Raw genomic sequence first — 26,633 nt, 5'->3', positions numbered from 1 at the left:
ATCCATGACCGCGGCCAGCCCCGCCGCCTGGCACCGCGCCCACACCACCTGGTTCTTCGAGGAGTTCGTGCTCGGCCGCGTGCCCGGCTACGAGTCGCCCGAACCGATCTTCCGGTTCCTGTTCAACTCGTACTACGAGGCCGTCGGCCCGCGGCAGCCCCGGCCCGAGCGCGGGCTCATCACCCGCCCGTCGGTGGCCGAGATCGGCGGCTTCCGGGCGCGCATCGACGAGGCTGTGGTCAGCGCACTCGAGGCCGGTCGCATCGACGAGCGCGGGCTCGAACTTCTCGAACTGGGGTGCCACCACGAGCAGCAGCATCAGGAGCTGTTGCTCATGGACATCAAGCACCTGTTCTCCCACAACCCGACCGATCCAGTCTATGTGGCCCGGGACGTTGACCCCTCGGCCGCGACGCCGGGGGAGACTGACTGGCTCGTCGTCGTCGAGGGCGTTGTCCAGATCGGCGCCGAGGGCGATGGCACCACCCGCGTCGCCACCCATCCCACCGGCGGCACCCATCCCACCAGCGCCGCCGCTCCCGGTGGCTTCTCCTACGACAACGAACGGCCCCGTCACCGGGTGTGGATCCCCGGCGGCGAGGTGGCCACCAGGCAGGTCACCGTCGGCGAGTGGAAGCAGTTCATGGCCGACGGCGGGTACTCCCGCCCCGAACTGTGGCTCTCTGACGGCTGGGCCACCGTGCAGGCCGAGGACTGGGACGCGCCCGGCTACTGGCGGCGCGAGGCCGAGGACGGGTCGGACCGGCCACCCGGAGCCGCCGGCCAGGTCGACGCCGAGTGGACCACCTTCACCCTCAACGGGCGGCGGCCGGTCGTCGACGCCGAGCCCGTGCTCCACGTGTCCTTCTACGAGGCAGACGCCTACGCGCGCTGGGCCGGGGCGCGGCTGCCCACCGAGTTCGAATGGGAGACCGCCACCGTCGGCTGGGAGGTGCGCGACGAGCTCGACCCGGCGCGCTGCCACCCGCGATCCGTGACCGAGCGCACGATCGGCGGCGTGTGGGAGTGGACGTCCAGCGCCTACCTGCCCTATCCCGGCTTCGTCACCGAGCAAGGCGCGGCCGGCGAGTACAACGGCAAGTTCATGTCCGACCAGCACGTCCTGCGCGGTGGGAGTGCGCTGACCCCGGCCGGCCACACGCGTCACACCTACCGCAACTTCTTCCCCGCCGCGTCGCGCTGGGCGGCGGCCGGCCTGAGGCTCGCGCGGTGACGCGGGCGCGGGAGGAGACCACGAGGATGACGACGACGAAGCCCGTCGCCGACCCCGCGGACACCGCGGCCCTGGAGGCTGACCTGCTCGCGGGGTTCTTCGACGATCCGCCGACCGTGTCGCCGCGCTGGTTCTACGACGAGAAGGGCAGCGTGCTCTTCGACCGGATCACCCGGCTGGAGGAGTACTACCCCACGCGGGCGGAGGCGGAGATCCTGCGCGCGCGGGCGGCCGAGATCGTCGGCGACACCACCACGCTCGTGGAGTTGGGGGCCGGCACGTGCGAGAAGACGCGTGTGCTGCTGGACGTGCTGGCGGGCCGGGAGGGCGGCGCGACGTACGTGCCCGTGGACATCAGTACGGAGATGCTCGAGGAATCGGCGCGGTCGCTCGCCGCCGACTATCCGGGTCTGCGGATCGAGCCGGTGGCCGGGGACTTCCTCGCGCTCGACGGTCCGTTGCCGGGGGAGCCGGGCGGAAGGCTGGTGCTGTTCCTCGGCGGGACCGTCGGCAACTTCACCGAGGCCCAGCGCGCCGAGTTCTTCGCCATGCTGCGCGGCGTCATGGATCCGGGCGATCGGTTTGCGGTGGGCTTCGACCTGGTCAAGAAGCCGGAGAGATTGGTCGACGCGTATGACGACGCCGACGGCCTCACCGCCGAGTTCAACCTCAACATGCTCGACGTGATCGCCGCGACCGTGCCCTGCGAGGGGCTCGATCCCCGCGACTTCCGCCACGAGGCCGTGTGGAACGAGCGCGAGAGCCGGATCGAAATGTGGCTGCGGGCCGTCCGCGACGTGCGGATCGAGTTCCCCGGTCTCGGGCTCGCGCGGACATTGGCGGCCGGGGAGGGCATCCGCACCGAGATCGCACGGAAGTTCGGGGCGAGAGGTCTGGTCGAGGAACTCTCCGGGCTCGGGTTCGGTCGCCCGAGTGTCTGGACCGACCCCGCGGGCGATTTCGGGGTGGGCGTGGTCGTCGTCGACTAGGTGCTGGCTTCGCGCACACCCGCACTGAACTGCGGTTCTCCCCGCGGCGGCGAGGTGGTGTCGTACCCGCGGCGTAGGTTGTGGGCGTTCGGATCGCTGTGACCTCAGGCGGTTCCGGCATGTCATGCTGGGCGTCGACACCTCGTCGCCCGCACCGCTGTCGGCGCTGTGTCGCCGGCCCCGTCGTGCCACCTGCTGCGACGGCTGTCGAAGGGGGTACTCCATGACGTCTCCGGACCAACCTGATCCCGGCGAGCCGGATCGCCCCGATAGCCCAGATCGCTTTGATCGAGCCGAGCGCTCCGATCGCTCCGATCGCTCCGATCGACCCGATCGGCTTGATGGCCTCGGCCGTACCTCCCCCGGGCACAACCTGCACACGACCTACGGGCATCCCGGCCCGGGCGAGGCGCCGGGGCTGGCGCGCGAGCTTCTCGCTGAGGCCCAGAACCTCGAGGAGGTGATCGAGGACGTCGGGCGGGACGTCCTGGCCATCGCCCAGAGGATCAGTAGGGCCACCGACCGGCGTAGAGCGGCGCTGTACGCACCGGCGCTCCTGGCGGGCCGGGACGTGCTGGACTCGTTCCTGGAGGACCTGACGGCCATCGCCGACTGCGTCGAGGCGCTGTCCACCGCGCTCGGGCCGCTGACCGATGACGATGAGCCGGACGCCGCGGACGCCCGCATCGCGCTGAGCGCCGTCCGCTGCATCGTGAAGACGGCCGGCGACCAGGGGCGCGAGCATGCGCACATCGGCCGGCTCGCGACCGAGCGGGTCAGCGATTTCGCCGAGTTCGAGATGCTCTACCAGCAGATGATGCGAGACCTGGGGCGGCGGGACCTCGCGGCGGTCGACGCGCGGATGCCGCGGTTCGCGGAGGTGGAACGGAATCTGGTGACGGAGCGGGCCTCGGCGATGTTCGTGGACGTGCGGCGCCGGCGGGAGGAGCTGGGCGTAGTCGGGCGTGAAGACCGGGGCGACGACGACAACGACTTCATCATCTGACCTGCACTGATCGCGCTGGCGATGAGGTCGTGTCGTACGTGTGTTCTAGGTTGTGGGGCATGACACAGGGAGTGCGGGACACCAGCGGGCCGGGCGCCGTCATGGCCCCGTTGGACGACGTACTCGCGTTCCTGGAGGCCTCCATCGAGACGCTGTGTGCCGTGGACTGGGCGGGCTACGACGCCGACCAGTTGGCGGATGCGGTGACGCGGACCGAGATCGTGGCCAGGCGGCTCGAGTCGGCGGGGTCGCGGGCCACGGCCGAGTTGGCCGGGTTGCACCAGCAGAAGGGGCGCAGCCCGGGCGGAATGGCCGCGCTGCTCGCCGCGAAGCTGGGGCTCGCTCGGGGGACGGTGCACGGCCGGATCGAGGCCGGAGGTCGGCAGGCCACGCCGGCCGGACGGGCGGCCGCGCGTGGAGTGATCTCGTGCGAGCACGAACGGATCATCGCCAAGGCGGTCGCCGGGCTGCCCGGGAAGATGGGCGGCGCGGCCAAGACCAGGTTCGCCGAGGAGCTCACGCACTTCGCGCGCACCGCTGCGCCTGCTGATCTACGGGCCGAGGCCGCCCGCCGGCTCGCGGAGCTGTGCCCCGATCGCGGAAAGGACCGCGAGAAGCACCAGGAGCGTCAGCGCTCGGCGCGGCTGGGTGCGGTGCGGTCGGACGGCACCAGCATGCTGACCATGACCCTCACCCCGCGGGGCCGGGCCCTGGTGGAGCGGGCGCTGTGCGACTTCGGCGGGTCCGGCGGGGCGGTGGGCTGCGAGCCGGGCTCGGACGAACGGGCTCCCGAGCAGCGTGCCCACGACGCGCTTGTGCATCAGTGGGCCCTGGGCTCGACCGTCGACCCGGCCCGGCCCAAGGGCATCGCGACGATTGTGATCCGGCTGACGCCCGAGCAACTCGAGGATCCCCACGCGCTCGTCCGCACCGACTCCGGCACCCAGCTCAGCGTGCGCCAGGCCGTCTCGATGGCCGGCGGCATGCCGTGGTTCGTCTCCGTGCTGCGTGACGGCCGCGAGGAGCTGCATCGCATCGACGTGGACGCCCACCCCGGGCGCAGGCTGGCCTCGGCCATCCAGAGGTTGGTCCTCTACGCCGCCCACGGGGGGTGCACCTTCCCGGGTTGCACGGTCCCGGCGAGGCGAAGCCAGTTCCACCACGTGCTCGAATGGTCCAGAGGTGGGCCGACGACCATCGCCAACGGTGCACTCGGATGTCATGTCCACCACGGGTTCGTCGGCGGTGGTCCGTCCAGTTGGAAAACCATCGCGAACCCGGACAGTCCCGGCCGCTGTACCTGGCTGCCACCCGGCACCGATCGACTCACCGCCGCCTGATCCGCGTCTCCGCGGCGGTCACACCTGGTGATTCCCCGTTCGTCGGGTGTGCTTGTGTGGTAGTCCGAGCGGTACAAGGTGTGGGAGTTCGCGAGCGCTGACACAATGCCCTCGTGCCCGAATCCAGCAAGTCCGATTCCCGCCCGACCGCATCGACCGACGCCGACGCGCCCGACCAGGACGCCGCGGCACTCATGATCCCCGCCCAGTCGAGCGCGGCGCCGCTCTCGTCGTCGGCGGTGTTCGTCGCCGCTCCCGAGGGTGACACCGGTAAGTCCACCGTCGCGCTGGGGCTGCTGCGCATCCTCGCCGGCACCGTGCAGCGCGTCGGTGTCTTCCGCCCGGTCACCGTCGCGCCCCGCGCCAACGGTGAGGAGCCGACCCGGGACCGGATTCTCGAGATGCTGCTCCAGCACACCACCGTCGATCTCGACTACGAGGACTGCATCGGCGTCACCAACGCGCGCGTCCACGAGGACCGCGACGCGGCGCTCACCGAGGTCGTCGACCGGTATCAGGTGGTGGCCCGCGAATGTGACGTCGTGGTGATCCTCGGAACCGACTACACGGGAGTGCCCAGTCCTGCCGAGTTCGATTTCAACGCGACCCTCGCGGTGAATCTCGGCGCCCCCGTCCTGCTGGTCCTTCGCGCTTCGGGTCGCGAGCCGGAGGAGATCGCCACCAACGCCCGCCTCACGCTCGATCAGCTCCGAGCCGACCATGCCCACCCGATCGGCGTGGTCGCCAATCGGTGCGATGTCGACGATCTCGAGGCGATCCAGTCCGAGCTCGACTCTCTCGACGTGCCCGCCTGGACTCTTCCGAACCTGCCCTTCCTCACGGCGCCCACGATGGGTGAGCTCATGGAGGCGGTGGGCGGCTCGCTGTACTCGGGCGATCCCGCGCTGCTGGAGCGCGAGGTCATGGCGGTGATGGTCGGAGGAATGACCGGCGACCGGATTCTCGAGCGTCTCGTCGACGGCATGGTGGTGATCGTCCCGGCCGACCGCACGGATGCGGTGCTGGCGATCATGGGCGCGCACGCGGCCGAGGGCTTCCCCGCGCTGGCGGGGATGATCTGGAACGGCGGGCTCCGGCCGAACGAGGCCATGGATCGGCTGGTCCACGGCATGCGGTCGACGCTGCCCATCGTCTGCACCGAACACGGCACCTACGACACCGCGCGCCTCGCCGCGGACACCCAGGGCCGCGTCTACTCCGGTTCGGGCCGCAAGGTCGAGACGGCGCTGAGTCTGATGGAGAAGCACGTCGACACCGAGGAGTTGCTCGCCCGCCTGCGCGTCGACACCCCCGACGTGATGACGCCGCAGATGTTCGAGCACCAGCTCCTCGAGCGTGCGCGTGCCGATCGTCGTCACATCGTTCTTCCCGAGGGCGACGACGACCGCATCCTCCACGCGGCCGGCCGTCTGCTCCGTCGCGACGTGGCCGACCTGACGATTCTCGGAGATGTGGACGCCATCCGGCGCCGCGCCGACGAGTTGGGCATCAACCTGTCGGGGGCGCAGCTCCTCGACCCGCGCACGAGCGAGCACGCTGAGAAGTTCGCGGTCGAGTATGCCGAGCTGCGCAAGCACAAGGGCATGACGATGGACGTGGCCCGCGACCGCATTCTCGACATCTCCTACTTCGCCACGATGATGGTCCACACCGGGCTCGCCGACGGCATGGTCTCGGGCGCCGCCCACACCACCGCGCACACCATCCGTCCGGCGCTGGAGATCATCCGCACCCGCCCGGGCGTCAAGACCGTGTCGAGCGTGTTCCTCATGTGCCTGTCGGATCACGTGCTGGCCTTCGGCGACTGCGCGGTCGTGCCCGATCCGACGGCCGAGCAGCTCGCCGACATCGCGCTGTCGTCGGCGGAGACGGCGTCCCGGTTCGGGATCGATCCCCGGGTCGCGCTGCTCTCGTACTCCACCGGTGATTCCGGCAGCGGTGCCGACGTGGACAAGGTCCGTGACGCCACCGCCATCGTGCGCTCGCGTATCGCGGAGGCCGCGGCCGACGGTGACTCCGCGGCCGACGGCGAACCAGCCACCGACTCGGACCCCGGCTCCGAACCCGCCACCGACCCGGACGCCAGCTCCGACCCCGCCACCGACCCGGACGCCAGCTCCGACCCCGCCGCTGCCGCGATCGCCGCGGCGGGCGACTCGTCCGCCTCCGCGGCCGACCTCCTCGTGGACGGTCCATTGCAGTTCGACGCGGCCATCGACCCGACCGTCGCCAGGAAGAAGATGCCGGACTCCCCGGTCGCGGGCCGCGCCACGGTTCTGGTTTTTCCGGACCTCAACACCGGTAACAACACCTACAAGGCCGTACAGCGTACGGCGGGCGCGGTGGCGATCGGCCCGGTCCTGCAGGGCCTGCGCAAGCCGATCAACGACCTGTCCCGCGGCGCGCTGGTCGAGGACATCGTCAACACGGTCGCCATCACGGCAGTCCAGGCCCAGGGCGTCGCCGAGAACCCCGCCCCCTCCGGTGACACCTCCTCCGGCCCCGCCGACAAGAACGGAAGCCGCTCATGACCCGCGTGCTCGTCATCAACTCCGGATCGTCCTCGCTCAAGCTGCAGATCCTCGACACCGCCGGGGAAGACGAGCTCGCGTGGGCGTTGGTCGAGCGGATCGGTGAGCCGACCGGCTCCCTCACGGTTCGCCGCACCGCGATGACCGGGGAGTCGGCCGACGAGCGCACCGCCGAGGGGGCGTTCCCGGACCACACCGCCGCCCTCGGCCGCGTCCTCGAGCTCGCCGGGGAGTTGCACGTCCACCCCACGGACCTGGGCGTCGAGGCGATCGGCCACCGCGTGGTCCACGGCGGGCCGGAGTTCCACCAGCCGGTCCTCGTGACCCCCGAGGTCGAGGCGGACATCGAGAAGCTCGAGCTCCTCGCCCCGCTTCACAATCCGGCCAACCTGCGTGGCATCCGCGTCGCCCGAGAGCTGCTCCCGGGCCTGCCGCACGTGGCGGTGTTCGACACCGGCTTCTTCCACACCCTGCCGGCCGCCGCCCACACGTACGCGATCGATCGCGAGACCTCCCGCCGCTGGGACCTGCGCCGCTACGGCTTCCACGGCACCAGCCACGAGTTCGTCTCCCGTCGAACGGCCGCCGTCCTCGACCGTCCCTACGACGAGCTCAACCAGATCGTCCTCCACCTCGGTAACGGCGCCTCGGCGTCGGCGATCGCTGCGGGCCGCGCCGTCGACACCTCCATGGGCCTGACGCCGCTGGAGGGCCTGGTCATGGGCACCCGCCCCGGCGACCTGGACCCGGGCCTGATCATCCACCTGATCCGGGACCGCGGGATGTCGCCGGGCGATGTCTCGACCCTGCTCAACCGCCAGTCCGGGTTGGAGGGCCTGTCGGGCGCGCGTGATTTCCGCGAGCTGCTCTCCCGTGTCGACGACAACGACGACGACGCCGTCCTCGCCTACGACGTGGTGATCCATCGCCTGCGCCGCTATATCGGCGGCTACTGGGCGGTGCTCGGTCAGGTCGACGCGATCACGTTCACGGCCGGCGTCGGCGAGAACGTCGCCCGGCTCCGCGCGGACGCGCTGTCCACGATGGGGGACTGGGGGGTGCAGATCGACGCGGAGGCCAACGAGAACGGTTCCGGCGAACGCCTCATCTCGGCTCCGGACAGCCGCGTGAAGGTGCTCGTCGTTCCCACTGACGAGGAGCTGGCGATCGCCCGCGCCTGCGACGACGTCCTCGGCCTCGGCCCCGACGCCTGACACCCTGGCCTGACCCGCCGACCTGGCCCCGGCCAGGTCGGCCCGTCGAACGTCGACACGTCCGAGGGCTCTAGAACAGGGTGCGCGGCCGGATGCTGTTGGCCTGATCCACCAGCCGGAACCGCTGCTGGCGGGTCTCGGTGGACCTGGCGAGCGTGCGCAGCACGGTCTCGGCGCCGCTGCGCAGCCCGAAGTCGGTGAACGGCACCCCCCGCATGAGCGGCGACGGCGACGGCTCGTTACCCGGCAGTTTGGTCCAGTCCAAGGCCGTGGTGAGCACGGTGAGCCGGATCTGGAAGGCGCGGTGCTCGCCGGCGGGCAGCGAGTTGACCCGCCGGGCGGCTTCGCGGAGGTGCGATTCCTCGGTCTCCTCCAGCGGCCGTCCCTGGCACAGCAACAGGATCGAGGTCAGGCTGGCCAGTGAGGAATAGCGGGAGCTGGGCGAGACCCGGTCGAGTTCGGCGATGGCGGCCGCGACCTCGCCGCGTCGCTGCAGTTGCCGGGCCAGGCCGAATGCGGAGCTGATCACCGAGCGATCCACCGACCACACGGTCCGGTAGAAGTGCTCGCTGGAGCGGGCCCAGCGGTTGCGGTCGCTCTCGGGGCACACGTCGAGGATCAGCTCTGCGGTCGCGGCCAGCGCGAGCTTGGGGCCGTTCTCGCCCGGCATGGCGGTCAGCACCTGTTGGAACTTCGGGTAGGCCCCCACCGGGTTGCCCTTGAGGAGGTCGATCACCCCGACGTACCAGATCAGCCGCCATTCCGATGCCAGTCGGTCCGAGTGCGACTCCAGCAACGCCTCGGCGGCCGCGAGGTCCCCGCTGTCGAGGTAGGCGCGGGTGAGGGACATGATGACGCCCACGCTCTCCCGCGCCTCCGAATCTTCGGCGGAGTACAGCTCGAGCAGTGTGTCGATCCGCTGCTCGACGGAGGTGTACGAGGTGGCGGCGAGGATCCGGCTCGCGGGGTCGGTGGATTCCATGAGCGGCACGGGCAGGGCATCGACGAGCTCGGCCCCGGTGAGGGTCGTGTCGCGGGCGTGGCCGTCGACGAGGAAGTCGGTCGGCTCGACGGTGAACAAAGTGCCGAACGTCGATCGCTGGGGCGAGAACACCTGCGAGAACGCAGGGTGCGGAACCCCGGTACGCAGCGCCAACACCTCGCGCAGCACGCCCATGAGCTGCCCGGCCATGCCGGTCGCGCTGCGGAACCGCATGGTGGGGTCGTCGTTGGTGGAGCGCAGCAGGAACCGGTACAGGGAGTCGTACCGGCTGAAGACGGGCTCCTCGACGGGGGAGGGGATGCCGTGCGCGTACCGGCCCTCCACCACGGGCAGCCGCACGATCAGCGACGCCAGGGTACGGCCGACGGTGTAGAGGTCGGAGGCGATCGTGGGGCCGGTCTCGGGGATCTCGGGCGCCTGGAAGCCGGGGGTGCCGTAGATGTGCCCGTAGTCGCCGACACCGGAGACGGCACCCATGTCGATCAGCTTCACGTGATCCTCGGTGAGCATGATGTTCTCGGGCTTGAGGTCGTTGTAGACCAGCCCCACCGAGTGCAGGTACGAGAGGGCCTGGAGGACCTCGAGCACGTACGCGATGGCCTTCTCGACCGGCAGCACCCGCCCGGGCGCGGACCGCCGAACGTCCCGCAGGCTGGGGCCGCCGACGTACTCCATGACGATGTAGCCGCCGTGGGAGGGTGAGGTGGCCCAGTCGTCGTGGATGAAGTTGTAGATTCGCACGATCGACGGGTGGGACAGCTCGGCGAGGATCTCCCGCTCGGCGACGGCCACCTCCTGCGCCTCGGCCTGATCGGCGTGGAGCAGGCCCTTGAGGACGACCCACCGGTCGGAGACGTTGTGGTCGACCGCGAGGTAGATCCAGCCCATCCCGCCGTGTGCGAGCGCGCCGCGGACTTCGTACTGGTCGGCCACCAGGTCGCCGTAGCGCAGCTCGGGGCGGGGGAGACGACCGTTCGAGGCAACGCATTCGGCTTCGATCTCTTCGGGCGTGAGCATGGCCGAGGTGGGGTCCACCGGGATGATGTACGGCAGGTCGACCAGACCCTCGGCGGCCAGACTGGGCTTGTCCTCCGGCTTGTCGGGGTGGCGCAGCCGGAAGGGGCCGGTGCTCGACCGCTCGCCGGGGCTGGTGTCGGTCGTGCGGCTCGACGACGCCGGGCCGGGCACGGCTTCGGTGAGGGGCTCGGGGTCGTCGTCCTCGTGCCGGCGGCCGGGGTCGGTGTCCCCGAGGAAGCCGGTCATGGAGACCGCGCCCGTGACGTCCACGGTGCCGGTCGAGGGCATCGCGCCGGTGTGTTCCATCCCGCCGGTGGACGGCATCCACCCGGTCGCCTCCATCGCGCCGGTGTGTTCCATCCCCCCGGTGGACGGCATCCCACCGGTCGACGCCATTCCGCCCGACGCCCCGGCGCCCCCGGTCGCCGCTGTGCCCCCCGTGGCCTCGACGGAGCCGGTCACGGTGACGGCCTCCGTGTGCATCGTGGCCTGTGTGCCGACGCTGGGCTCGTCGCCCTCAGGCCCCTCATCCCACTTGCGGTAGCTCATTGCTGCGGCTCCGGGAGGTAGGTCGGCGCCGGCATGCCGGGGCTCGAGCCCAGGCCGGAGAGCCACGTCGAGTACATGCGGTTCCACGTGCCGTCGGCGCGGATCCGCGCGAGGGTCGAGTTGACCTGCCGGACCAGCCCGTCGGTGTTGTGGCTCGGCGTCGACTTGGCGATCCCCACCCCGTACGGCTCGGCCGCGAGCTGCGGGCCCACGATCTCCAGGTACGGGTCCTGGGCGGTGATGCCCACGAGGATCGCGTCGTCGGTGGTGATGGCGTCGACCTGGTTCTGTTGGATCGCCACCAGGCAGTCCGCCCACGTGTTGACCGACAGCACCGTGATCCGGTCCAGCTCCGCCCACAGCCGCGCGGCGGACGTGGTCCCGGAGGCCACGCAGACGCGCTTGCCCTCGAGATCCTCGAGGTCCTCGATCCCGGACCCGCGCACCGCCAACACCCGCTGATAGGCCTGGTAGTACGGGGCGGAGAAGGCCACCTGCTCTCGCCGCTCACACGTGATGGACATCGACCGGATGACCAGATCCACCTGGTTGTCCTCGAGCGCCTCGATGCGGTTCGCCGACGTCAGCGACCGGAACTCCACCTGGTCGGGATTGCCGAAGATGTCGTCGGCGATCTCGCGCGCCAGGTCCACGTCGAAGCCGGTCAGCTCGCCGGTGGCGGGGTCGCGGAAGGAGAACAGATTGGATCCCTGGTCCAGGCCCACGATGAGCCGCCCGCGCTCGATGATCTTGGGGACGCGTTCCTCCGGGTCGGCGTCGTCGGGCCGCAGGCTGGCGAGGGGATTACAGGAGTCGTCCTCCGCCGGCAGCTCACCCGGGATTCCGGTGCTGATCACGGCCCCCGCGGGCAGCGGCATCACCGCGTCGACCTCGGGGATCCCCGCGTCGGCCGAGTCGATCGACGTCGAGTCCGCGGGGGCGTCGGGGAGGCCGCCCTCGTCGTCGTCGACACCACAGGCGCTCGTCACCGCCAGCGCCGCCACCAGCGCACTCCCGACCAGCCCCCGCACGGCGCGGCCCACCACGACGCGGCCCCGCGCCGCGCCGCCCAACACATCGCCAACCCGCACCGCGCCGCGCCGCGCAGCACCGCCCCGCGCCGCGCCGCCGCGCACCCCACCCCGCCGACTCACAGGTACTCCCTGATCCGCGGCGCGACCCCCACCACGACCGCGAACGCGGCGAGCGTGGACAGCGCCATGATGAGATCCGGCCCGGCCGACGACGTGCGGCGCGCCTTGTCGATCCGGGTGCGCAGCGTCTCCCGCGCCTCCTCGATGGCCTCCTGCATCGACTGGTCGAACTCGTCGAACGCCGCGCCCGAGTCGCCGGCCTCCTGCCCGGACGAGATGCTGATCGCGCCCTGGTAGTCGCCCTGCTGGTACAGCGAGTCGGCCCGGTTCTGCGCGGCCATCCACTGGTCGAGGAACTCGATCGCCGCGGTGACCGCCCCGTTCTCGTCGAGGCTGATGTCGGTGCCGCCGCCGGGCTCGTCGTCGCCCAAATAGACCGTGAGCGTGTCCCGCACACCGCCCAGCGTGGCGGCGCGTTCGGCGGCCGAGCCCTCAGGATCGGTGCGCCGCACCAGGTTGAGCGTCTCCTGCGCGCGCACCTTCTGCGCGTTGATCCGCTGCCGGGTCAACTCGTTCATCGGCGCCGCCCCCTCGGACAGCCCGCGCGCGTTGTCGTTCGCGGCGAGGAACCCGGCGATCATCGTCAGCAGCATCGTCGCCACCATGAGCAGCGACGCGAGCGCCAGCGCCGGATTGATCCGCCGCCCGGTGAGCCGCCACAGCCATTGCTGAAGCACCACCAGCACGGTGATCGCCAGCCCCAGCAGGAAGAACGACCCCCACGGCGGCGATGACCACTCCCGGTCCGACTCTCCCACGGATGTGGACTGCCGGTCGTACAGGTCGGCGGCGGCGGGCAGGATCGTGTCCTGCATCAGCGATGACGCCGACGCCAGGTACGCCGAGCCGACCGGATTGGCGACGCGGTTGTTGGTGCGCGCGGTCTCCACGAGCCCGGTGTAGGTGGCCAGCTGCGCGTTGATGTCGGCGAGTTGGTCGATGGATTCGGAGTCGGTGCGGTCGAGGCCCTGGGAGGCGGCGATGATCGCGGCCGACGAGGAGGCGATGGCCTGCAGGTACCGGTCGCGCAGCTCGGCCGGTTCGATCCCGCCGGTGATGAACGCCGTGTTGGCCGCGGAGTCGGCGATGGTCAGCGAGCTGTACAGGGTCTGGGAGGCGTTGGCGACCGGCTCGACCTCCGCGAGCAGCGTCTCGTGGTGGCTCTGCCGCTGCGTGATGGTGCCGGACGCGACGATCCCGCCGGCCAGCACCGCGATGAGCGCCAGCACCGCGAACACCGACATCCGCCCCGGCGTGGTGAGCACGTCCAACCACATCCGGGCCGCGCGCCGGCGCACGTGGCGGCGGGGTTGGACGAGCGTGGAGGACTCCGCTTCCGCGCCGGAACCGGTGCCGGCGGGGTACTTGGCTCGGGGCAGGGTGGGGGCGCTCATCGCGTGGTTCACCTCCCCGGTCCCGGCCCGCCGGGACGCGGATCCGACGGGAGTGTGTCCCAGGTTAGTGAAGTGGCGGCGCCGCGTCGGGCAGACTGGTCGGCGAGTAGGCAAGGTCACGCCCGAACCGTGGGGCGGGCAGCGCGCAGGAAGGTGGTCGGCCGGTGGTCGTGCAAGAGGGAGACGGCAACGGCTGGGTGGTGTCCGACGCGGGCGACCGCCGGTGGGGGCGCTTCGGCGCGGCCGGGTTGTTGCTGCGCGCCGCCGACCCCACCGACCCCGACATCCCGCTGGTGTTGCTGCAGCACCGCGCGGTGTGGACGGCGTCGGGCGACACGTGGGCGCTGCCGGGCGGCGCGCGGGATTCGCACGAGGACGCGGCCGTGGCCGCGCTGCGCGAGACCGAGGAGGAGGCGGAGATCCGCCCCGCCGACGTGGTGGTCCGCGCCGAGCGGGTGACCTCCCGGATGCCGGGCACGGTCTGGCACCGCCCGGGGCTGGACATGCGGCATGTGGCGCGGATGTTGAGCCGCCTGCGCCCGGATCAGAACCACCCGGAGTCCGACGACGACAACGCCACCACCGACACCCGGTCCACGTCCGGGGCCGCGGCGCAGGCCTCCTCCGGGCAACCCACGCGGGGCGGTCCACGGATCCCGCCGCTCGTGCAGATCTCCGAGGACCGGGTGGAGTGGACGTACACGACCGTCGTGGCGGATGCGCCCAGCGCGCTGGAGACGGTGCCGAACAACGAGAGCCTCGAGCTGCGCTGGGTGCCCGAGACACTGGTCTCGGAGTTGCCGCTGATGCCCGCGTTCGCCGCCGCCTGGGCGGACGGATTGCGCACCGAGCCGGTCGAGCTGGTCGTGGACGTGGCCAACGTGGTGGGCTCGCGGCCCAACGGCTGGTGGAAGGACCGCGCCGGCGCCACCGCCACACTTCTCGACGAGCTGGGGGCCGGAATGCCCCGCACGATCGAACTGCCGGCGGACGGCGACGCCCCCGTTCGCTTCGGCTGGGTGGCCCGCGCGCACGCCGTGATCGAGGGCGCCGCCCGTGCGGCCGAGCACTCCGGGCCGTTCGTCGTGCACCGCGCCACCGGCGAGGGCGACGACTCGATCGTCGGCCTGGCCACCGAGCTGGACGGCGGGCCCCGACGAGTGGTGGTCGTGACGGCCGATCGGGGACTGCGGGCCCGGTTGCCGGAGGGTGTTGTCGTCGTCGGGCCCCGCGCCCTGCTCGGCTGACCCGCGCCCGCTCACCCGCGCTCGTTCCACGCCGACAACCCACCGCCTGCGCCGCCCGTCGCGCGCCGCTCACCTGCCCGGGCCGTCGCCTCCCACCCCGATCCGAGGGCCGTCCGCGTCGCGCGCGTGCACACTGGTCGTCATGAGTCCGAGTCCCGAGATCCTCGTCGGCCCGCTGCTGCGGTACGTCGACGCCACCGATGCCACGGTGTGGGTCGAGGTGTCCGACCCGTGCAGGGTGACGATCCGTGCCGGCGGCGAGGAGGTCACCGAGGCGAGCTGGGGCGTGTTCGGGCATCACTTCGCGGTTCTGCACCTGCGGCAGCTGCGCGCGGGCGTCGAGACGCCGTACGAGCTGGAGCTCGACGGCCGGGCCGCCTGGCCGCTCGACCCCGACCGACCCAGCGTGATCCGCACGCCGCGCGCCGACGACACGGTGCGGCTGGCGTTCGGCTCGTGCCGGCGCGGCGAGAGCCAGACCCCGGCGGCGCTGCGCAAGATCGGCGCGGACGCGCTGGTGGCGCTGTCGCATCAGATGGCCCACACCGACCATGACAACTGGCCCGACGCGATGCTGCTGCTCGGCGACCAGGTGTACGCCGACATCCCCAGCCGTGAGATCGCCGAACGGCTGGCCGAGCGTCGGCGCGCGGGTGGCGGCCCACAGGCGGTGCGCGACTCGGCCGGGGCGGGCGGCGACCGCGACGTCTCCGGCGAGATCTGCGACTTCGAGGAGTACTCGTGGCTGTACCACGAGTCGTGGCGGGACCCGGACGTGCGCTGGCTACTGTCGACGGTGCCCAGCTGCATGATCCTCGACGATCACGACCTGCGCGACGACTGGAACTCCTCGCACTCGTGGCGCCGCGAGATGACCGCGCAGCCGTGGTGGCGCGACCGGGTGATCGGGGCGTTCGCCAGCTACTTCGTCTACCAACACCTCGGCAACCTGGCGCCGGACGAGCTCGACGAGAACTCCGTCTACCAGGCGATCAGGACGGCCGACTCGGACGCCGAGCGCGAGCGGATCCTGTCCGACTTCGCCGTGGCCGCCGACTGCGAGCGGGGCGCCTCCCAGTGGAGTTTCAAGCGCGACTTCGGCCGGGTGCGGGTCGTGATGCTCGACGTGCGCGCCTCCCGCCACCTCGAGCCCGGGGATCGCCGCGTGATGGACGACGGTGAGTGGGAGTGGACGCGCCGCGCCTGCCTGGACGCGGACGTGGACCATCTGGTGATCGGCTCGTCGTTGCCAGCGTTCATGCTGCCGGCGCTGCATCACGTGGAGGGTTGGAACGAGGTGACGGCGCGGGATCGGCCGAACAAGCCGGTCAGCGCGCGGGTCGGGGAGTGGATACGACTGACGGTCGACCTCGAGCACTGGGCCGCGTTCCGCAGCAGCTTCGACGACCTCGTCGGCCTGCTCACCGAGGTCGCGGCTCGCGAGGGCGGGCGCGCGCCGGCATCGATCCTCATGCTCGGCGGCGACGTCCACTGCTCCTACCTCGAGGAGATCGACCTCACCGCTCCGGCCGCGGCCGACTCGCCGACGCGTGTACACCAGCTGGTCATGTCGCCGTTCCGGAATCCGCTGCACCAGCCGATCCGCGTGGTGAACCGCCTGTCGGTGCGGGAGCCGGTGCCCGCGCTCACGCGCCGTCTGGCCCGAGCGGTCGGCGTGCGCGAACCCGCCGTGCGGTGGCGGGTGACGGATGGGGTGTGGTTCGACAACGGCGTCATGACCCTCGTCCTGCGCGGCCGTCGCGCGTCCGTGCAGGTCGACCACGCCGTCGTGGAGTGGCCCGCACGCGGCCTCGGGAAGCTGCTGACGCTGGTGCCGAACCTGGCGCCGGACTCGTGGGGCCGGCGCGGTGGCGGCGGGGCCGAGGGTGGCGAGCGCGGCGGTGGCGAGCGGGGCGGTGAGCGCGGCGGTGGCGCACCGCGGCAGGGCGGGACGAGCCCGAGGGCACGACGACAAGACGGCGATTCCCTCGAGCGCAAGCCACGTCAGGTGCTTCGTCGCACGGTGACCAAGGATCTCACCGGGTAGCGGAAGCGTTTCGCGCCCCGCCCGGGAACTGTGTCTGCATGGCTGCGAGAAGCGTCGGCGCCACGTTGAGGATCGAGACGAATCTTCGCAGTGGTGCCAACAAGGTTTCGCCAGCGGCCAGCGGCCAGCGGCCGGGCGGTCCGGCGGGCTGCGGTCGTGGGCGGTCAGCCGAGGGCGTCGCGCAACCGGCGGGCGGCGGCAGTGGGGTCGGCGGCGTCGGTGATCGCGCGGACCACCACGGCCCGGCTCGCGCCCGCGGCCAGCACCTCGCCCAGGTTGTCGGAATCGATCCCGCCGATCGCGAACCACGGCTTCCCCGCCGCAGTCGCGCCCGCGACAATGCCTGCCTCCGCGCCAGCACCCACATCTGCACCCGCCCCCGCTCCAGGCTCCGCGCCCGCACGGCTGCCGAGCCCGGCGGCGTGCCGCACCAGCTCCAGCCCCGGAGCGTGCCGCCCCGGCTTGGTGGGCGTGGGCCAGACGGGCCCTGTGCAGAAGTAATCGAACAGCGGGTCCGCGGCGGCGGCGTCGACCTCGTCGGACGCATGGCAGGAGATGCCGAGAATCATGTCGTCGCCGATGATCCGGCGCGCCCATTCCTCCGGGAGGTCGTCCTGGCCGATGTGCAGGATGTCGGCGCCGGCGGCCGCGGCGATGTCGGCGCGATCGTTGACCGACAGCAGCGCGCCATGGGCGTCGCACACCTCGCGCATGACGGCCAGGGCCTGAAGCTCGTGCCCGGCCTCCAGCGGACCCTGCTCCCGCTCACCGGCCGAGTTCTTGTCCCGTAGCTGCACGAGGTCCACCCCGCCGGCCAGCGCGGCGGTGACGTCACGCCGCAGCGCCGGATACTCGCCCGTCCAGCCCTGTTCGCGGGCCTGCTCGTCGAGATGCCGTCGCGCGTCAATACAGAGGTAGAGGCGGGCATCGGCGAGGCGGGCGCGAAGGCTGACGGCGCGGGAGGTCATGGGCTCAACCGTAGGCCACGCCCCACTAGGCTGGCCGTCATGACCGCGCCCGACCCCACCGCCGACCCAGTGGCCGCCGAGGCCATCCGCGAGACCGCCGGCGATGCCGATACCGGCGCCGCTCGTGTCGGGGCCCGCCGGGTCGTGGTGATCGGCGGCTCGGTGATCGGCCTGGCTTGCGCGTGGTCCATCGCCAGGACCAGGACGGCGGCTGAAGTGGTGATCTACGAGCCCGACGATTCCGGCCCCGGCGGCGTCCCCACCTCGGGCGCGGGCTGGGTGGCCGGCGGGATGCTCGCCCCCTTCAGCGAGGCCTGGCCCGGCGAGGAGTCCGTCTTCGCGCTGGGTGTGGCCTCGTTGCGCCTGTGGCCCGACTTCCTCGAGGCCCTCGCCCCGCACACACCGCCTGGCCCGCCGATCCGCAGCGCCACCCACACGCACATGCTCGCCGTGGACGACGCGGATGCGCGCGACCTGGACATGGCCATGTCGTGGGCGTTGGGTAACGACGTCGTCGTCGGGGGAATCAACGACGCCGACCTCCGACGCGTCACCCGCCGCGAACTGCGCGAGGCCGAGCCCTCCCTGGCGCGCGTCGCGCGCGCCGCCTACCGCATGGACTCGGAGGGCGCCGTCGACAACCGGATCCTGCTCGCCGCGCTGACCCGGGCCTGCCGCGCCGAGGGGGTGACGTGGGTTCGCGAGGAGGTGGCCTCGCTGGACGACGACGTCGACGCGGACCGCGTCGTCCTGGCCGCGGGCTCCGGCTCCGCGGCTCTCGCCGGGCTGCCGATCCGGCCCGTCAAGGGGGAGGTCCTGCGACTGCGGGCCAGGCCCGGCTGCGAGGACCCGCCGCGGGGAGTCATCCGGGCGTTCGTGCGCGGGCGGCCGCTGTACCTCGTGCCGCGCGACGGCGGACTCGTGGTGGGCGCCACGCAGTACGAGCACGGCGATGACCGGCAGGTCACCGTGGCCGGCGTGCGCGACCTGCTGGCCGACGCCGAGACGATCTTCCCCGGCATCGGCGAGTACGAACTGGCGGAGATGATCGCCGGGCTACGGCCCATGACGCCGGACAACCTGCCGATCCTCGGCGTCGACCCCGACGACCCGCGGCTCATCCACGCCACCGGGCACGGCCGCAACGGGATCGCACTGACCCCGATCACCGCGGCCACCGTGGCGGCAGAACTGCAGGGGGCGCCCGTCCCGGAGGCGGCGCGGGCGGCCCGGGCCGACAGGTTCCGCCGCGGGTGACTACCGTGGTGGACAGGCACTTGTCGTATCCAGGAGGCTTCATGATCGTCACCGTCAACGGTGAGGACCGCACGCTCACCGACGGCGCCACCGTCCGCACCCTGGTCACCGCGATGGACCTGCCCGACGATGGGGTGGCCATCGCTGTGGACGGCATGGTGGTGCCCGGCTCGAGCTGGGACGACACCCCGCTGGGCGCCGGCGCGGAGGTGGACGTCCTCACGGCGGTCCAGGGTGGCTGACCCGGCCGGCTCCGCCGCAGTCTCCGCCGCGGGTTCCGTCGAGGCCTCCGTGTCGAGTTCGGTGGCGGGTTCCGTGGCCACCGCGCCGAGCGGGGCGTCCCTCGACTCGAACGTCGCCTCGCAGGTCGCCGCGGTGCTGGACTCGCCGCTGGTGATCGCGGGCGAGGAGATCAGCTCGCGGCTCATCACCGGCACGGGCGGGGCCGGAAACCAGGAGGTGTTGCGCGAGGCGCTCATCGCCTCCGGCACCGCGCTGACGACCGTCTCGATCCGTAAGGTCGACATGCGGCTGGGCGCCGGCGGGCCGGGCCTGCTGGGGATGCTGCGCGAGCTCGGCATACGCGCCCTACCCAACACGGCCGGCTGCCGGGGCGCGGCCGAGGCGGTCAAGACCGCCCGGTTGGCTCGCGAGGCGCTGGGCACCAATTGGGTCAAGCTCGAGGTGATCGCCGACGAGCGCACCCTGTTGCCGGATGCGATCGAACTCGTCGAGGCGGCGGAAGACCTGGTCGATGACGGTTTCGTCGTCCTGCCCTACACCACCGACGACCCCGTGCTCGCCCGCCGTCTCGAGGACGTGGGCTGCGCGGCGGTCATGCCGCTGGGCGCGCCGATCGGCACCGGGCTGGGCATCTCCAACCCGCACAACCTGGAGATGATCGTCGAGCGTGCCGGCGTGCCGGTGATCTGCGACGCCGGGATCGGCACCGCCTCCGATGCGGCCCTGGCCATGGAGCTCGGCTGCGACGGCGTCCTGCTGGCCACCGCCGTGACCCGGGCCGAGAACCCGCCGCTCATGGCCGCCGCGATGCGCGAGGCCGTCCGTGCCGGGCACGCCGCCAGGCTGGCCGGCCGCATCCCCAAGCGGTTCTGGGCGCAGGCCTCGAGCCCGCCGATCGACTGACGCTCCGGGCGGGGCCCGGCGTGCCCGGCGGGGTGGGTGCGTCGGCGCCGGTCAGCGAGGCCGGTCCACCGCCGGGGCGGGTGCGTCGGCGCCGGTCAGCGCTCCGGGCGCGGCACGCGTCGCACCCCGACGCCGCCCATCAGCGCCAGGCCGGTCACCCGGACGGTCGGCGCTCCGGGCGGGGCCTGCCGTACCGGCCGCGGGTCCTCCTTCCAGGTGCTTCGGTCCTCGGCGAACCCGCCCATCAGGCCGAACCCGTCCATCACGAGGTGGATGTCGTCGGGGACGATGATCTCGATCCCGCCCCACACAGCGAACGCGCGGATGGTGGTCTCCCGAGACTGCAGGTCGGCCTCCCGCAGGTCGATCGAGATGCCGCCCATGACCGCCACCGCGGTGTGGGAGTCGGCGATGGTCCACACGGCGGAGCGTTCGCATCCGCTCATCACCGCCACCGACGCGCTAGTGCCGGGCTGGCCGGTCACGCGGTTCGCCGGGACCCGGTCGTGGCGCGGCTCGGGGCGCACGTCGGACTCCGGAGCCGGTCGGGGGTCGAACTGCCGCCGGGCCGGCGAGAGGTCGACCGTCAGCTCGGCGAGGTCGGTCCGGAAGAGTGCCTGGTAGGCCTGCGTGGTGCGTTCGTCGAATTCGGCGACGGTGAGCCGACCCTCGGAGAAGGCCTCCTGGAGGATCCGGGCGGTCTCGTGGCGCTCGGCATCCGAGGCCCGCACCGCGGGGATGTTCCGGTCGGGGTCCGAGGTGGCGTCGTCGTCCATGCTGAGAGTTTAGGCTCCGCAAGCCGGGCCGCAGGCCCGGTGCGCACCGGATATCCGTTCACGGCCACCGCCGGAACCCGCGTCGAGAACCGGCCGATCGGCGAGGAGAATGCAGCATAATAAGGCCCGTGAACATTGCCACGGCTACTGTTCCGGGACCGCTGCGACGCCGCGTGCGCGGAACGAGATTCGTCCCGGTCGCGTCATTGGCTGTCCTCCTGACGAGCGGGTGCGTTGTCTCGGAGGTCACGCACACGCAGAACGGCGAGACCGTCACCGAGAGCGTGAGCGAGGCGCCGAACACCGAGGACATCGATCCGTGCGGACTGGATGAGTCGTTCCTGGTCGGACTCTCCTTGGATCCCGCCGACCTGGTTCGGGGTCGAGGGGCCAGTTCCTCGCCCACGTGCACCTGGGAGGAGGGCCCGTACAGCGAGACCAGTCTCTATTATTGGGTCGAGGGCCAGACCCCTGCGGACCCGGCGAACGAGGTCACAACCCTGGACAACGGCCAAGAAGTCGAGGTCTTCTACGATTCGCCGGGCATGGCGAGGTACATCCTGCGGAACGACGACCTGACGTTGAATGTCAACTACTCGGCCCCCGCATCCCTCGAGCCCACGGCGCCCGAGGGAGTGGCCGCGGTGATGGACCAACTCCTGTTGATGTACGGCGGTTGATGAAGGGCGGCTCCCTGTCACGCCGCCGGGGCAGGCACACTGGACCCCATGATCGAGGTACGGAATCTCACCAAACGCTTCGGCGCGGCCACCGCCGTCGACGACCTCTCCTTCTCGGTGCGACCAGGTGTCGTCACCGGATTCCTCGGCCCGAACGGGGCCGGAAAGTCCACGACGATGCGCATGATCGTCGGTCTTGACACTCCTACTTCAGGGGAAGCGCTGGTCAACGGTGTCTCGTTCCGGGAGCTGGACGCTCCCGCGCGGACGGTGGGCTGTCTGCTCGACGCGTCCTGGACCCACGCCAACCGTTCCGCCGGCTCACATCTGAAGATGATCGCCGCGGCGGCGGACATTCCCGTCTCGCGAGTCGACGAGGTGCTGACCCTGGTCGGTCTGGCCGACGTCGCCGGTCGCAAGGTCGGCGGTTACTCACTGGGTATGCGCCAGCGCCTGGGCCTGGCCACGGCCATGCTCGGCGATCCCGAGATCCTCATGTTCGACGAGCCAGTCAACGGCCTGGACCCGGAGGGCATCCTCTGGATCCGCCGGTTCATGCACGCCCGCGCGGCGGAGGGCCGCACGGTGCTGGTGTCCTCGCATCTGCTGTCGGAGATGGCGCAGACCGCGCAGGACCTCGTGGTGATCGGCCGCGGTCAGCTGCGCGCCCAGACGTCGGTCGAGGAGTTCCTCTCCCAGGCCAGCTCGGCGGTCGTTCTGCGTACCCCGCACGTTGACGAGTTCGCGTCGGCGGCGCGCGAGGAGGGGGTCAATGCCAACTTCGACGCGCAGCAGGGCGTGTTTCTGATCGACGGTCAGAGCGCCCGCCAGGTGGGCGATCTCGCCGCCAGCCTGGGGATCACGATCCACGAACTACACGAGAAGCGGGCGTCGCTGGAGGAGGCCTTCATGGCCCTCACCGACCAGGACGTCGAGTACCACGGTCAGGAGTCCGCCCGATGAACCTTCTCAAGTCCGAGTGGATCAAGGTCACCACCACCAAGAGCGCCTACTGGCTGTACGGGATCGGGATCGCCCTCGCGCTGGGGATCGCCGTTCTCCTGGGCCAGCTCGAGCAGTCCTCGGGCGGCGAGCCGGTCGCGGGCGCACCGGGTGGCGGGAGCTCACCGCTGTTCGCGATCACAGGCGTCAGCGCCTTCACGGTGCTGCTGGTGTGGATCGCGGCGATCGTCGCGGTCACCGGCGAGTACCGCTACCACACGATCCGGTCGACCTTCCTGGTCACGCCCGCGCGGTGGCCGGCCGTGGTGGCCAAGACGGTGCTGTTCGTCGTGCTGTCGATGATCGTGGTGGCCGTCGCGGTGATCGTCTCGCTTCTCGTGGCGGGCGTGCTGTCCAGCAACGACGAGTGGACCCCGTTCTCCGGAGAGGGGCTGACGCTGCTGTGGCGCTTCCCGGTTTATTCCGCGCTGGGAACGGTCGCGGTGATGGGCCTGGCGTACCTGATGCGTAACGCGGCCGGCACGATCTCGTTGTTCCTCGTGTGGATCCTGGCGGTCGAGGGCATGGTCTCGCTGATCCCCAGGATCGGCCAGGATATCGCCGCCTGGATGCCGTTCTCCAACGGTGACTACTGGACGCAGGGCGAAGCCATGCGCGGGTTCGTCACCTGGGGCCAGTGGCCGGCGTTCGCCTGGTTCGCCGCGGTGTGTATTGCCCTGTGGGTCGTGGGGTTGGTGGTGACCCTGCGCCGCGACGCCTGATCCCGGCCCCCGCGGCCCCGCCGCCGCCCACCCCGGCCGCTCTGCCGCCGCCCAGCCTCTGCCGGCGTCCCGCAGCCGCCCCACCGGCCGGTAGGTACGACTTACGCGCCCGGAACGCCCGATCTTGGTGCACTTACGCGCCCGGAATGGACCATTCCGGGCGCGTAAGTGCAGGTGATGTGTGCATTCCCGGCGCGCACGTCCCGCCGGGGCCGGGCCGAAGCTGGGCGGGGCTTGCGCGGACCACATTCCGCCGAGTGGTCTGACCCGCTCACAATTTCCCAGGGCAGGTCCCGGCGTCAGCATGATTTGCGACCACGCGAGACAGAACGGTCGGCAGCCGGTTGGCTCGAGCTGGCGCCGGGCCGGCGTCCCGCCGGGCCGGCGTCCCGCCGGGCCGGCGGCTGGGCCGGGTCAGGCGCCGCTGAGGGGCAGATAGACGCGCCCGCCGGCATCGGCGAACTCGGCCGACTTCTCCGCCATCCCCGCCTCGATCGCCTCCACGGTCTCCAGCCCGTGCTCGGCGGCGTAGTCGCGGATGTCCTGCGAGATGCGCATCGAGCAGAACTTCGGGCCGCACATCGAGCAGAAGTGGGCGGTCTTGGCGGGCTCGGCCGGCAGGGTCTCGTCATGGAACTCGCGCGCGGTGTCCGGATCGAGGGCCAGCGCGAACTGATCCTTCCACCGGAACTCGAACCGGGCGTGGCTCAGCTCGTCATCGCGCTCCTGCGCGCGCGGATGCCCCTTGGCCAGATCGGCCGAGTGGGCGGCGATCTTGTAGGTGATCACGCCGGTCTTGACATCGTCGCGGTTCGGCAGCCCGAGGTGCTCCTTGGGCGTGACGTAGCAGAGCATCGCGGTGCCGGCCTCGGCGATCCGGGCGGCCCCGATCGCGCTGGTGATGTGGTCGTACCCCGGCGCGATGTCGGTGGCCAGCGGCCCGAGCGTGTAGAACGGTGCCTCCTCGCACCACTGTTCCTCGAGCCGCACGTTCTCCACGATCTTGTCCATCGGCACGTGGCCGGGCCCCTCGATCATCACCTGCACGCCGTGCGCCTTGGCGATCCGCGTGAGCTCGCCGAGGGTCCGTAGTTCGGCGAACTGGGCCTCGTCGTTGGCGTCCGCGATCGACCCGGGCCGGAGCCCGTCCCCCAGAGAGAACGTGACGTCGTAGCGCGCAAGGATCTCGCACAGCTCGGCGAAGTGGGTGTAGAGGAACGACTCCCGGTGATGGGCCAGGCACCACGCGGCCATGATCGACCCGCCCCGCGAGACGATCCCCGTGACCCTCGTGGCCGCCAGCGGGACGTACCGCAACAGCACCCCGGCGTGGACGGTCATGTAGTCCACGCCCTGCTCGCACTGCTCGATCACGGTGTCGCGGTATAGCTCCCACGTCAGCGCGGCCGGGTCGCCGTTCACCTTCTCCAGCGCCTGGTAGATCGGCACGGTGCCCACCGGTACGGGCGAGTTCCGCAGGATCCACTCCCGGGTGGCGTGGATGTCCTTGCCGGTGGACAGGTCCATGATCGTGTCGGCGCCCCAGCGGGTGGCCCACACCATCTTCTCGACCTCCTCGGCGATCGAGCTGGTCACCGCCGAGTTCCCGATGTTGGCGTTGATCTTGGTCATGAAGCGTTTGCCGATGATCATCGGCTCGCTCTCCGGGTGGCGGTGGTTGGCGGGGATGACGGCCCGGCCCGCGGCCACCTCGTCGCGGACGAGCTCCACGTCGACGCCCTCACGTGCGGCGATGAACCGCATCTCCGGCGTGATCAGACCGGCACGCGCCCACGCGAGTTGGGTGCGGACCGCGGGCGGCGACGCAGGCGCGGGAGTGCCCGACGACGTGGCTGCGGGCGACGGTGACGAGTGTGACGACGACGCCGTCACCGACGACGCCGTCACCGACGACGCCGACACCGACACGGGAACCGGCCGCGGGTGTGGCCATTCCTCACGGGTGCGGGGCAGGCCCACCGCGAGATCGTGGCAGTCGGCGGCGGTGGTGTAGCCGGTGTACGGGCCCGAGGTGTCGTAGACGTCGAACGAGGTGCCGTCGGTCAGCTCGATCCTGCGGGCCGGCACCTGCATGGTGACGCCCGGACCGTCGGTGGTGTTGTCGGTGAACGGGGGCGGGGTGGTGGCGTTGTCGTCGTCGTACCCCGGTGCCTCTACACCCAGGTACGTCTTGTGGCTCGCATAGATGGGGCCGCACGTCACGTCCTCGACAGAAGTAGATGGGCGCGCGTCAGTAGATGCGTGATCAATCATGAGATTTCCAGAACTCCCTACGCCGGCATGATCCGGACAGGTTCTACGGTCGACGACCCGGCCGGTCGTCCTCTCAGCCCGCGCTCCGAGGCGGGCTCCCGTGTGGATGGGTTATGAAGTTGTGCCGTCCGAGGGTAGCGCGGGGAGTAGGGTCTCCGGAAGTAGCACCGTCGGCCCGAAGGAGTCGAGATGTCCACCGCCACGTCGTTGAAGCTGGTCCACAACTCGGATCGCGATCGGTTCGAACTGTGGGACGATGAGACGTTCATGGGGCTCGTCGGCTATGAGATGGACGGCGAGGTCTTCATCCTTCTCCACACCGTCATCGAGGAGCGATTCGGGCAGCAGGGCATCGCGCGGCTGCTGGTCAGCCTGGTGCTCACCCGGATGCGGCTCGACGGGGCCAGGATCCGTCCCGTGTGCAGCTACGTGCGGCGCTTCCTCGTCCGGTTCCCCGAGTATCAGCTACTCGTCGCGGCCAACTGACGCGCGCGGGTCTCATGCGCGCGGCTGAGACGCAGGTGGCGGGCGTAGTCTGGGCGTTCGAGTGAACCGCCACGAACGAAGGATCGACATGACCTACCCGCCCCAGGGTGACAACTCCGGCCAGGACAACGGCTACACCGACTACTCGTCGCAGACCGGGTACAACGCGCAGTCCGCGTACGGGCAGGGGGCGCCCGGCCAGTCGGGCTACGGGCAGTCGGGTTTCGGCCAGCCGGGCTACGCCCAGGCCGACTACGCCGCACAGAACCCGTCGTTCGGCAGCGCGGGTGCGACGCAGATCGGTCCGCCATCGAACGTGGGATGGGCGGTCGCCTCGATCCTGTTCTTCTGGCCGCTGTCGTTCGTCGCGATGACCCGCGCACTGCAGGTCTACCCGCTGTGGGCGGCTGGCCGGCACGCCGAGGCGGAGGCGGCCAGCGCGACCGTCAAGAAGCTCGGGATGATCTCGCTGGCCCTGGTGGTACTGCTGATCGTGCTCTACGTGGTGTTCATCTTCGTCCTGGTCGGCGCGGCTGCGACGGCCGGGTACTGACCCGAGACGCCGTCTGACGACGA

Annotated in this window: 22 protein-coding genes and 1 riboswitch; of the genes, 16 read left to right on the top strand and 6 right to left on the bottom strand. The window is 71.2% G+C overall.

Features of this window, described 5'->3' with window-relative positions:
- The 6 genes from egtB to ACWIE7_RS05430 form a co-directional block, all read left to right on the top strand.
- On the top strand, positions 1–1,234 hold a 1,234-nt coding region (egtB, locus tag ACWIE7_RS05455), incomplete at its 5' end, for an ergothioneine biosynthesis protein EgtB (protein ID WP_454068748.1).
- Positions 1,235–1,260: 26 nt separating this feature from the next.
- Positions 1,261–2,223 carry an L-histidine N(alpha)-methyltransferase gene (gene egtD, locus ACWIE7_RS05450; protein WP_454068747.1) on the top strand — a complete coding sequence of 321 codons (963 nt, stop codon included), beginning with the start codon at positions 1,261–1,263 and terminating at the stop codon, positions 2,221–2,223.
- A 223-nt stretch (positions 2,224–2,446) separates the two neighbouring features.
- Positions 2,447–3,229 (top strand): hypothetical protein, encoded by a 783-nt coding sequence (locus ACWIE7_RS05445; RefSeq protein WP_454068746.1) that lies wholly within the window; start codon positions 2,447–2,449, stop codon positions 3,227–3,229.
- A gap of 59 nt (positions 3,230–3,288) precedes the next feature.
- Entirely contained in the window at positions 3,289–4,569 is a 1,281-nt protein-coding gene (locus tag ACWIE7_RS05440) for a DUF222 domain-containing protein (RefSeq protein ID WP_454068745.1), read from the top strand.
- 194 nt (positions 4,570–4,763) lie between these two features.
- Positions 4,764–7,121 (top strand): phosphate acetyltransferase, encoded by a 2,358-nt coding sequence (pta, locus tag ACWIE7_RS05435; RefSeq protein WP_454068779.1) that lies wholly within the window; start codon positions 4,764–4,766, stop codon positions 7,119–7,121.
- Positions 7,118–8,335, top strand: coding sequence for an acetate kinase (locus ACWIE7_RS05430; RefSeq protein WP_454058597.1), 1,218 nt, complete (start codon positions 7,118–7,120; stop codon positions 8,333–8,335). Before pta ends, ACWIE7_RS05430 begins: the two co-directional genes overlap by 4 nt.
- 70 nt (positions 8,336–8,405) lie before the next feature.
- Here ACWIE7_RS05430 and ACWIE7_RS05425 read toward each other — a convergent pair whose 3' ends face one another.
- From ACWIE7_RS05425 to ACWIE7_RS05415, 3 genes are all read right to left on the bottom strand, one after another.
- Positions 8,406–10,904, bottom strand: coding sequence for a tetratricopeptide repeat protein (locus ACWIE7_RS05425; RefSeq protein ID WP_454068744.1), 2,499 nt, complete (start codon positions 10,902–10,904; stop codon positions 8,406–8,408).
- Positions 10,901–11,947 carry a glutamate ABC transporter substrate-binding protein gene (locus ACWIE7_RS05420; protein WP_454058632.1) on the bottom strand — a complete coding sequence of 349 codons (1,047 nt, stop codon included), beginning with the start codon at positions 11,945–11,947 and terminating at the stop codon, positions 10,901–10,903. Before ACWIE7_RS05420 ends, ACWIE7_RS05425 begins: the two co-directional genes overlap by 4 nt.
- 107 nt (positions 11,948–12,054) lie before the next feature.
- A complete protein-coding gene (locus ACWIE7_RS05415; RefSeq protein WP_454068743.1) occupies positions 12,055–13,452 on the bottom strand; it encodes a hypothetical protein in 1,398 nt (465 codons plus the stop codon).
- Positions 13,453–13,616: 164 nt separating this feature from the next.
- Between ACWIE7_RS05415 and ACWIE7_RS05410 the strand changes: the two genes are divergently transcribed.
- Both ACWIE7_RS05410 and ACWIE7_RS05405 read left to right on the top strand, forming a co-directional pair.
- The gene (locus ACWIE7_RS05410) at positions 13,617–14,699 is read left to right on the top strand and encodes an NUDIX domain-containing protein (RefSeq protein ID WP_454068742.1); all 1,083 of its coding nucleotides are present in this window, start codon (positions 13,617–13,619) and stop codon (positions 14,697–14,699) included.
- 142 nt (positions 14,700–14,841) lie between these two features.
- Positions 14,842–16,746 (top strand): alkaline phosphatase D family protein, encoded by a 1,905-nt coding sequence (locus tag ACWIE7_RS05405; protein WP_454058601.1) that lies wholly within the window; start codon positions 14,842–14,844, stop codon positions 16,744–16,746.
- 164 nt (positions 16,747–16,910) lie between these two features.
- On the opposite strand, the gene ACWIE7_RS05400 is transcribed toward ACWIE7_RS05405, so the two are convergent.
- Entirely contained in the window at positions 16,911–17,714 is an 804-nt protein-coding gene (locus ACWIE7_RS05400) for a thiamine phosphate synthase (protein WP_454058602.1), read from the bottom strand.
- 39 nt (positions 17,715–17,753) lie between these two features.
- Between ACWIE7_RS05400 and thiO the strand changes: the two genes are divergently transcribed.
- The 3 genes from thiO (at position 17,754) to thiG (ending at position 20,117) form a co-directional block, all read left to right on the top strand.
- Positions 17,754–18,971: a glycine oxidase ThiO gene (gene thiO / locus ACWIE7_RS05395; RefSeq protein WP_454068741.1), complete on the top strand. Its 1,218-nt coding sequence runs from the start codon at positions 17,754–17,756 to the stop codon at positions 18,969–18,971.
- A 41-nt stretch (positions 18,972–19,012) separates the two neighbouring features.
- Positions 19,013–19,213 (top strand): sulfur carrier protein ThiS, encoded by a 201-nt coding sequence (gene thiS / locus ACWIE7_RS05390; protein WP_454068740.1) that lies wholly within the window; start codon positions 19,013–19,015, stop codon positions 19,211–19,213.
- Between the two features lie 133 nt (positions 19,214–19,346).
- Positions 19,347–20,117, top strand: a complete 771-nt coding sequence (thiG, locus tag ACWIE7_RS05385; protein WP_295647757.1) for a thiazole synthase — start codon at positions 19,347–19,349, stop codon at positions 20,115–20,117.
- A 95-nt stretch (positions 20,118–20,212) separates the two neighbouring features.
- Here thiG and ACWIE7_RS05380 read toward each other — a convergent pair whose 3' ends face one another.
- On the bottom strand, positions 20,213–20,893 hold the full coding sequence (locus ACWIE7_RS05380; protein ID WP_454068739.1) for a DUF1707 SHOCT-like domain-containing protein: 681 nt from the start codon (positions 20,891–20,893) through the stop codon (positions 20,213–20,215).
- Positions 20,894–21,021: 128 nt separating this feature from the next.
- Here ACWIE7_RS05380 and ACWIE7_RS05375 point away from each other — a divergent pair, with 128 nt between their 5' ends.
- From ACWIE7_RS05375 to ACWIE7_RS05365, 3 genes are read left to right on the top strand one after another with little or no spacing between them, the layout of a single operon-like run.
- Positions 21,022–21,573: a hypothetical protein gene (locus ACWIE7_RS05375; protein WP_454068738.1), complete on the top strand. Its 552-nt coding sequence runs from the start codon at positions 21,022–21,024 to the stop codon at positions 21,571–21,573.
- 48 nt (positions 21,574–21,621) lie between these two features.
- Positions 21,622–22,536 (top strand): ABC transporter ATP-binding protein, encoded by a 915-nt coding sequence (locus tag ACWIE7_RS05370; RefSeq protein WP_452099865.1) that lies wholly within the window; start codon positions 21,622–21,624, stop codon positions 22,534–22,536.
- Positions 22,533–23,297, top strand: coding sequence for an ABC transporter permease (locus ACWIE7_RS05365; RefSeq protein WP_454068737.1), 765 nt, complete (start codon positions 22,533–22,535; stop codon positions 23,295–23,297). The genes ACWIE7_RS05370 and ACWIE7_RS05365 overlap by 4 nt, the downstream gene beginning before the upstream one ends.
- 414 nt (positions 23,298–23,711) lie before the next feature.
- Here ACWIE7_RS05365 and thiC read toward each other — a convergent pair whose 3' ends face one another.
- Positions 23,712–25,571: a phosphomethylpyrimidine synthase ThiC gene (thiC, locus tag ACWIE7_RS05360; protein ID WP_454068736.1), complete on the bottom strand. Its 1,860-nt coding sequence runs from the start codon at positions 25,569–25,571 to the stop codon at positions 23,712–23,714.
- A riboswitch (TPP riboswitch) is annotated at positions 25,567–25,682 on the bottom strand. Its footprint overlaps the gene before it by 5 nt.
- Before the next feature lie 78 nt (positions 25,683–25,760).
- Here thiC and ACWIE7_RS05355 point away from each other — a divergent pair.
- Both ACWIE7_RS05355 and ACWIE7_RS05350 read left to right on the top strand, forming a co-directional pair.
- Positions 25,761–26,057 carry a GNAT family N-acetyltransferase gene (locus ACWIE7_RS05355; protein ID WP_230928530.1) on the top strand — a complete coding sequence of 99 codons (297 nt, stop codon included), beginning with the start codon at positions 25,761–25,763 and terminating at the stop codon, positions 26,055–26,057.
- Between the two features lie 88 nt (positions 26,058–26,145).
- On the top strand, positions 26,146–26,610 hold the full coding sequence (locus tag ACWIE7_RS05350; RefSeq protein ID WP_454068735.1) for a CD225/dispanin family protein: 465 nt from the start codon (positions 26,146–26,148) through the stop codon (positions 26,608–26,610).
- The last annotated feature ends 23 nt before the right edge of the window (positions 26,611–26,633 follow it).

This window comes from Dietzia sp. NPDC055343 (assembly GCF_053645265.1).
This window is presented reverse-complemented; position numbering and strand designations above follow the sequence as displayed.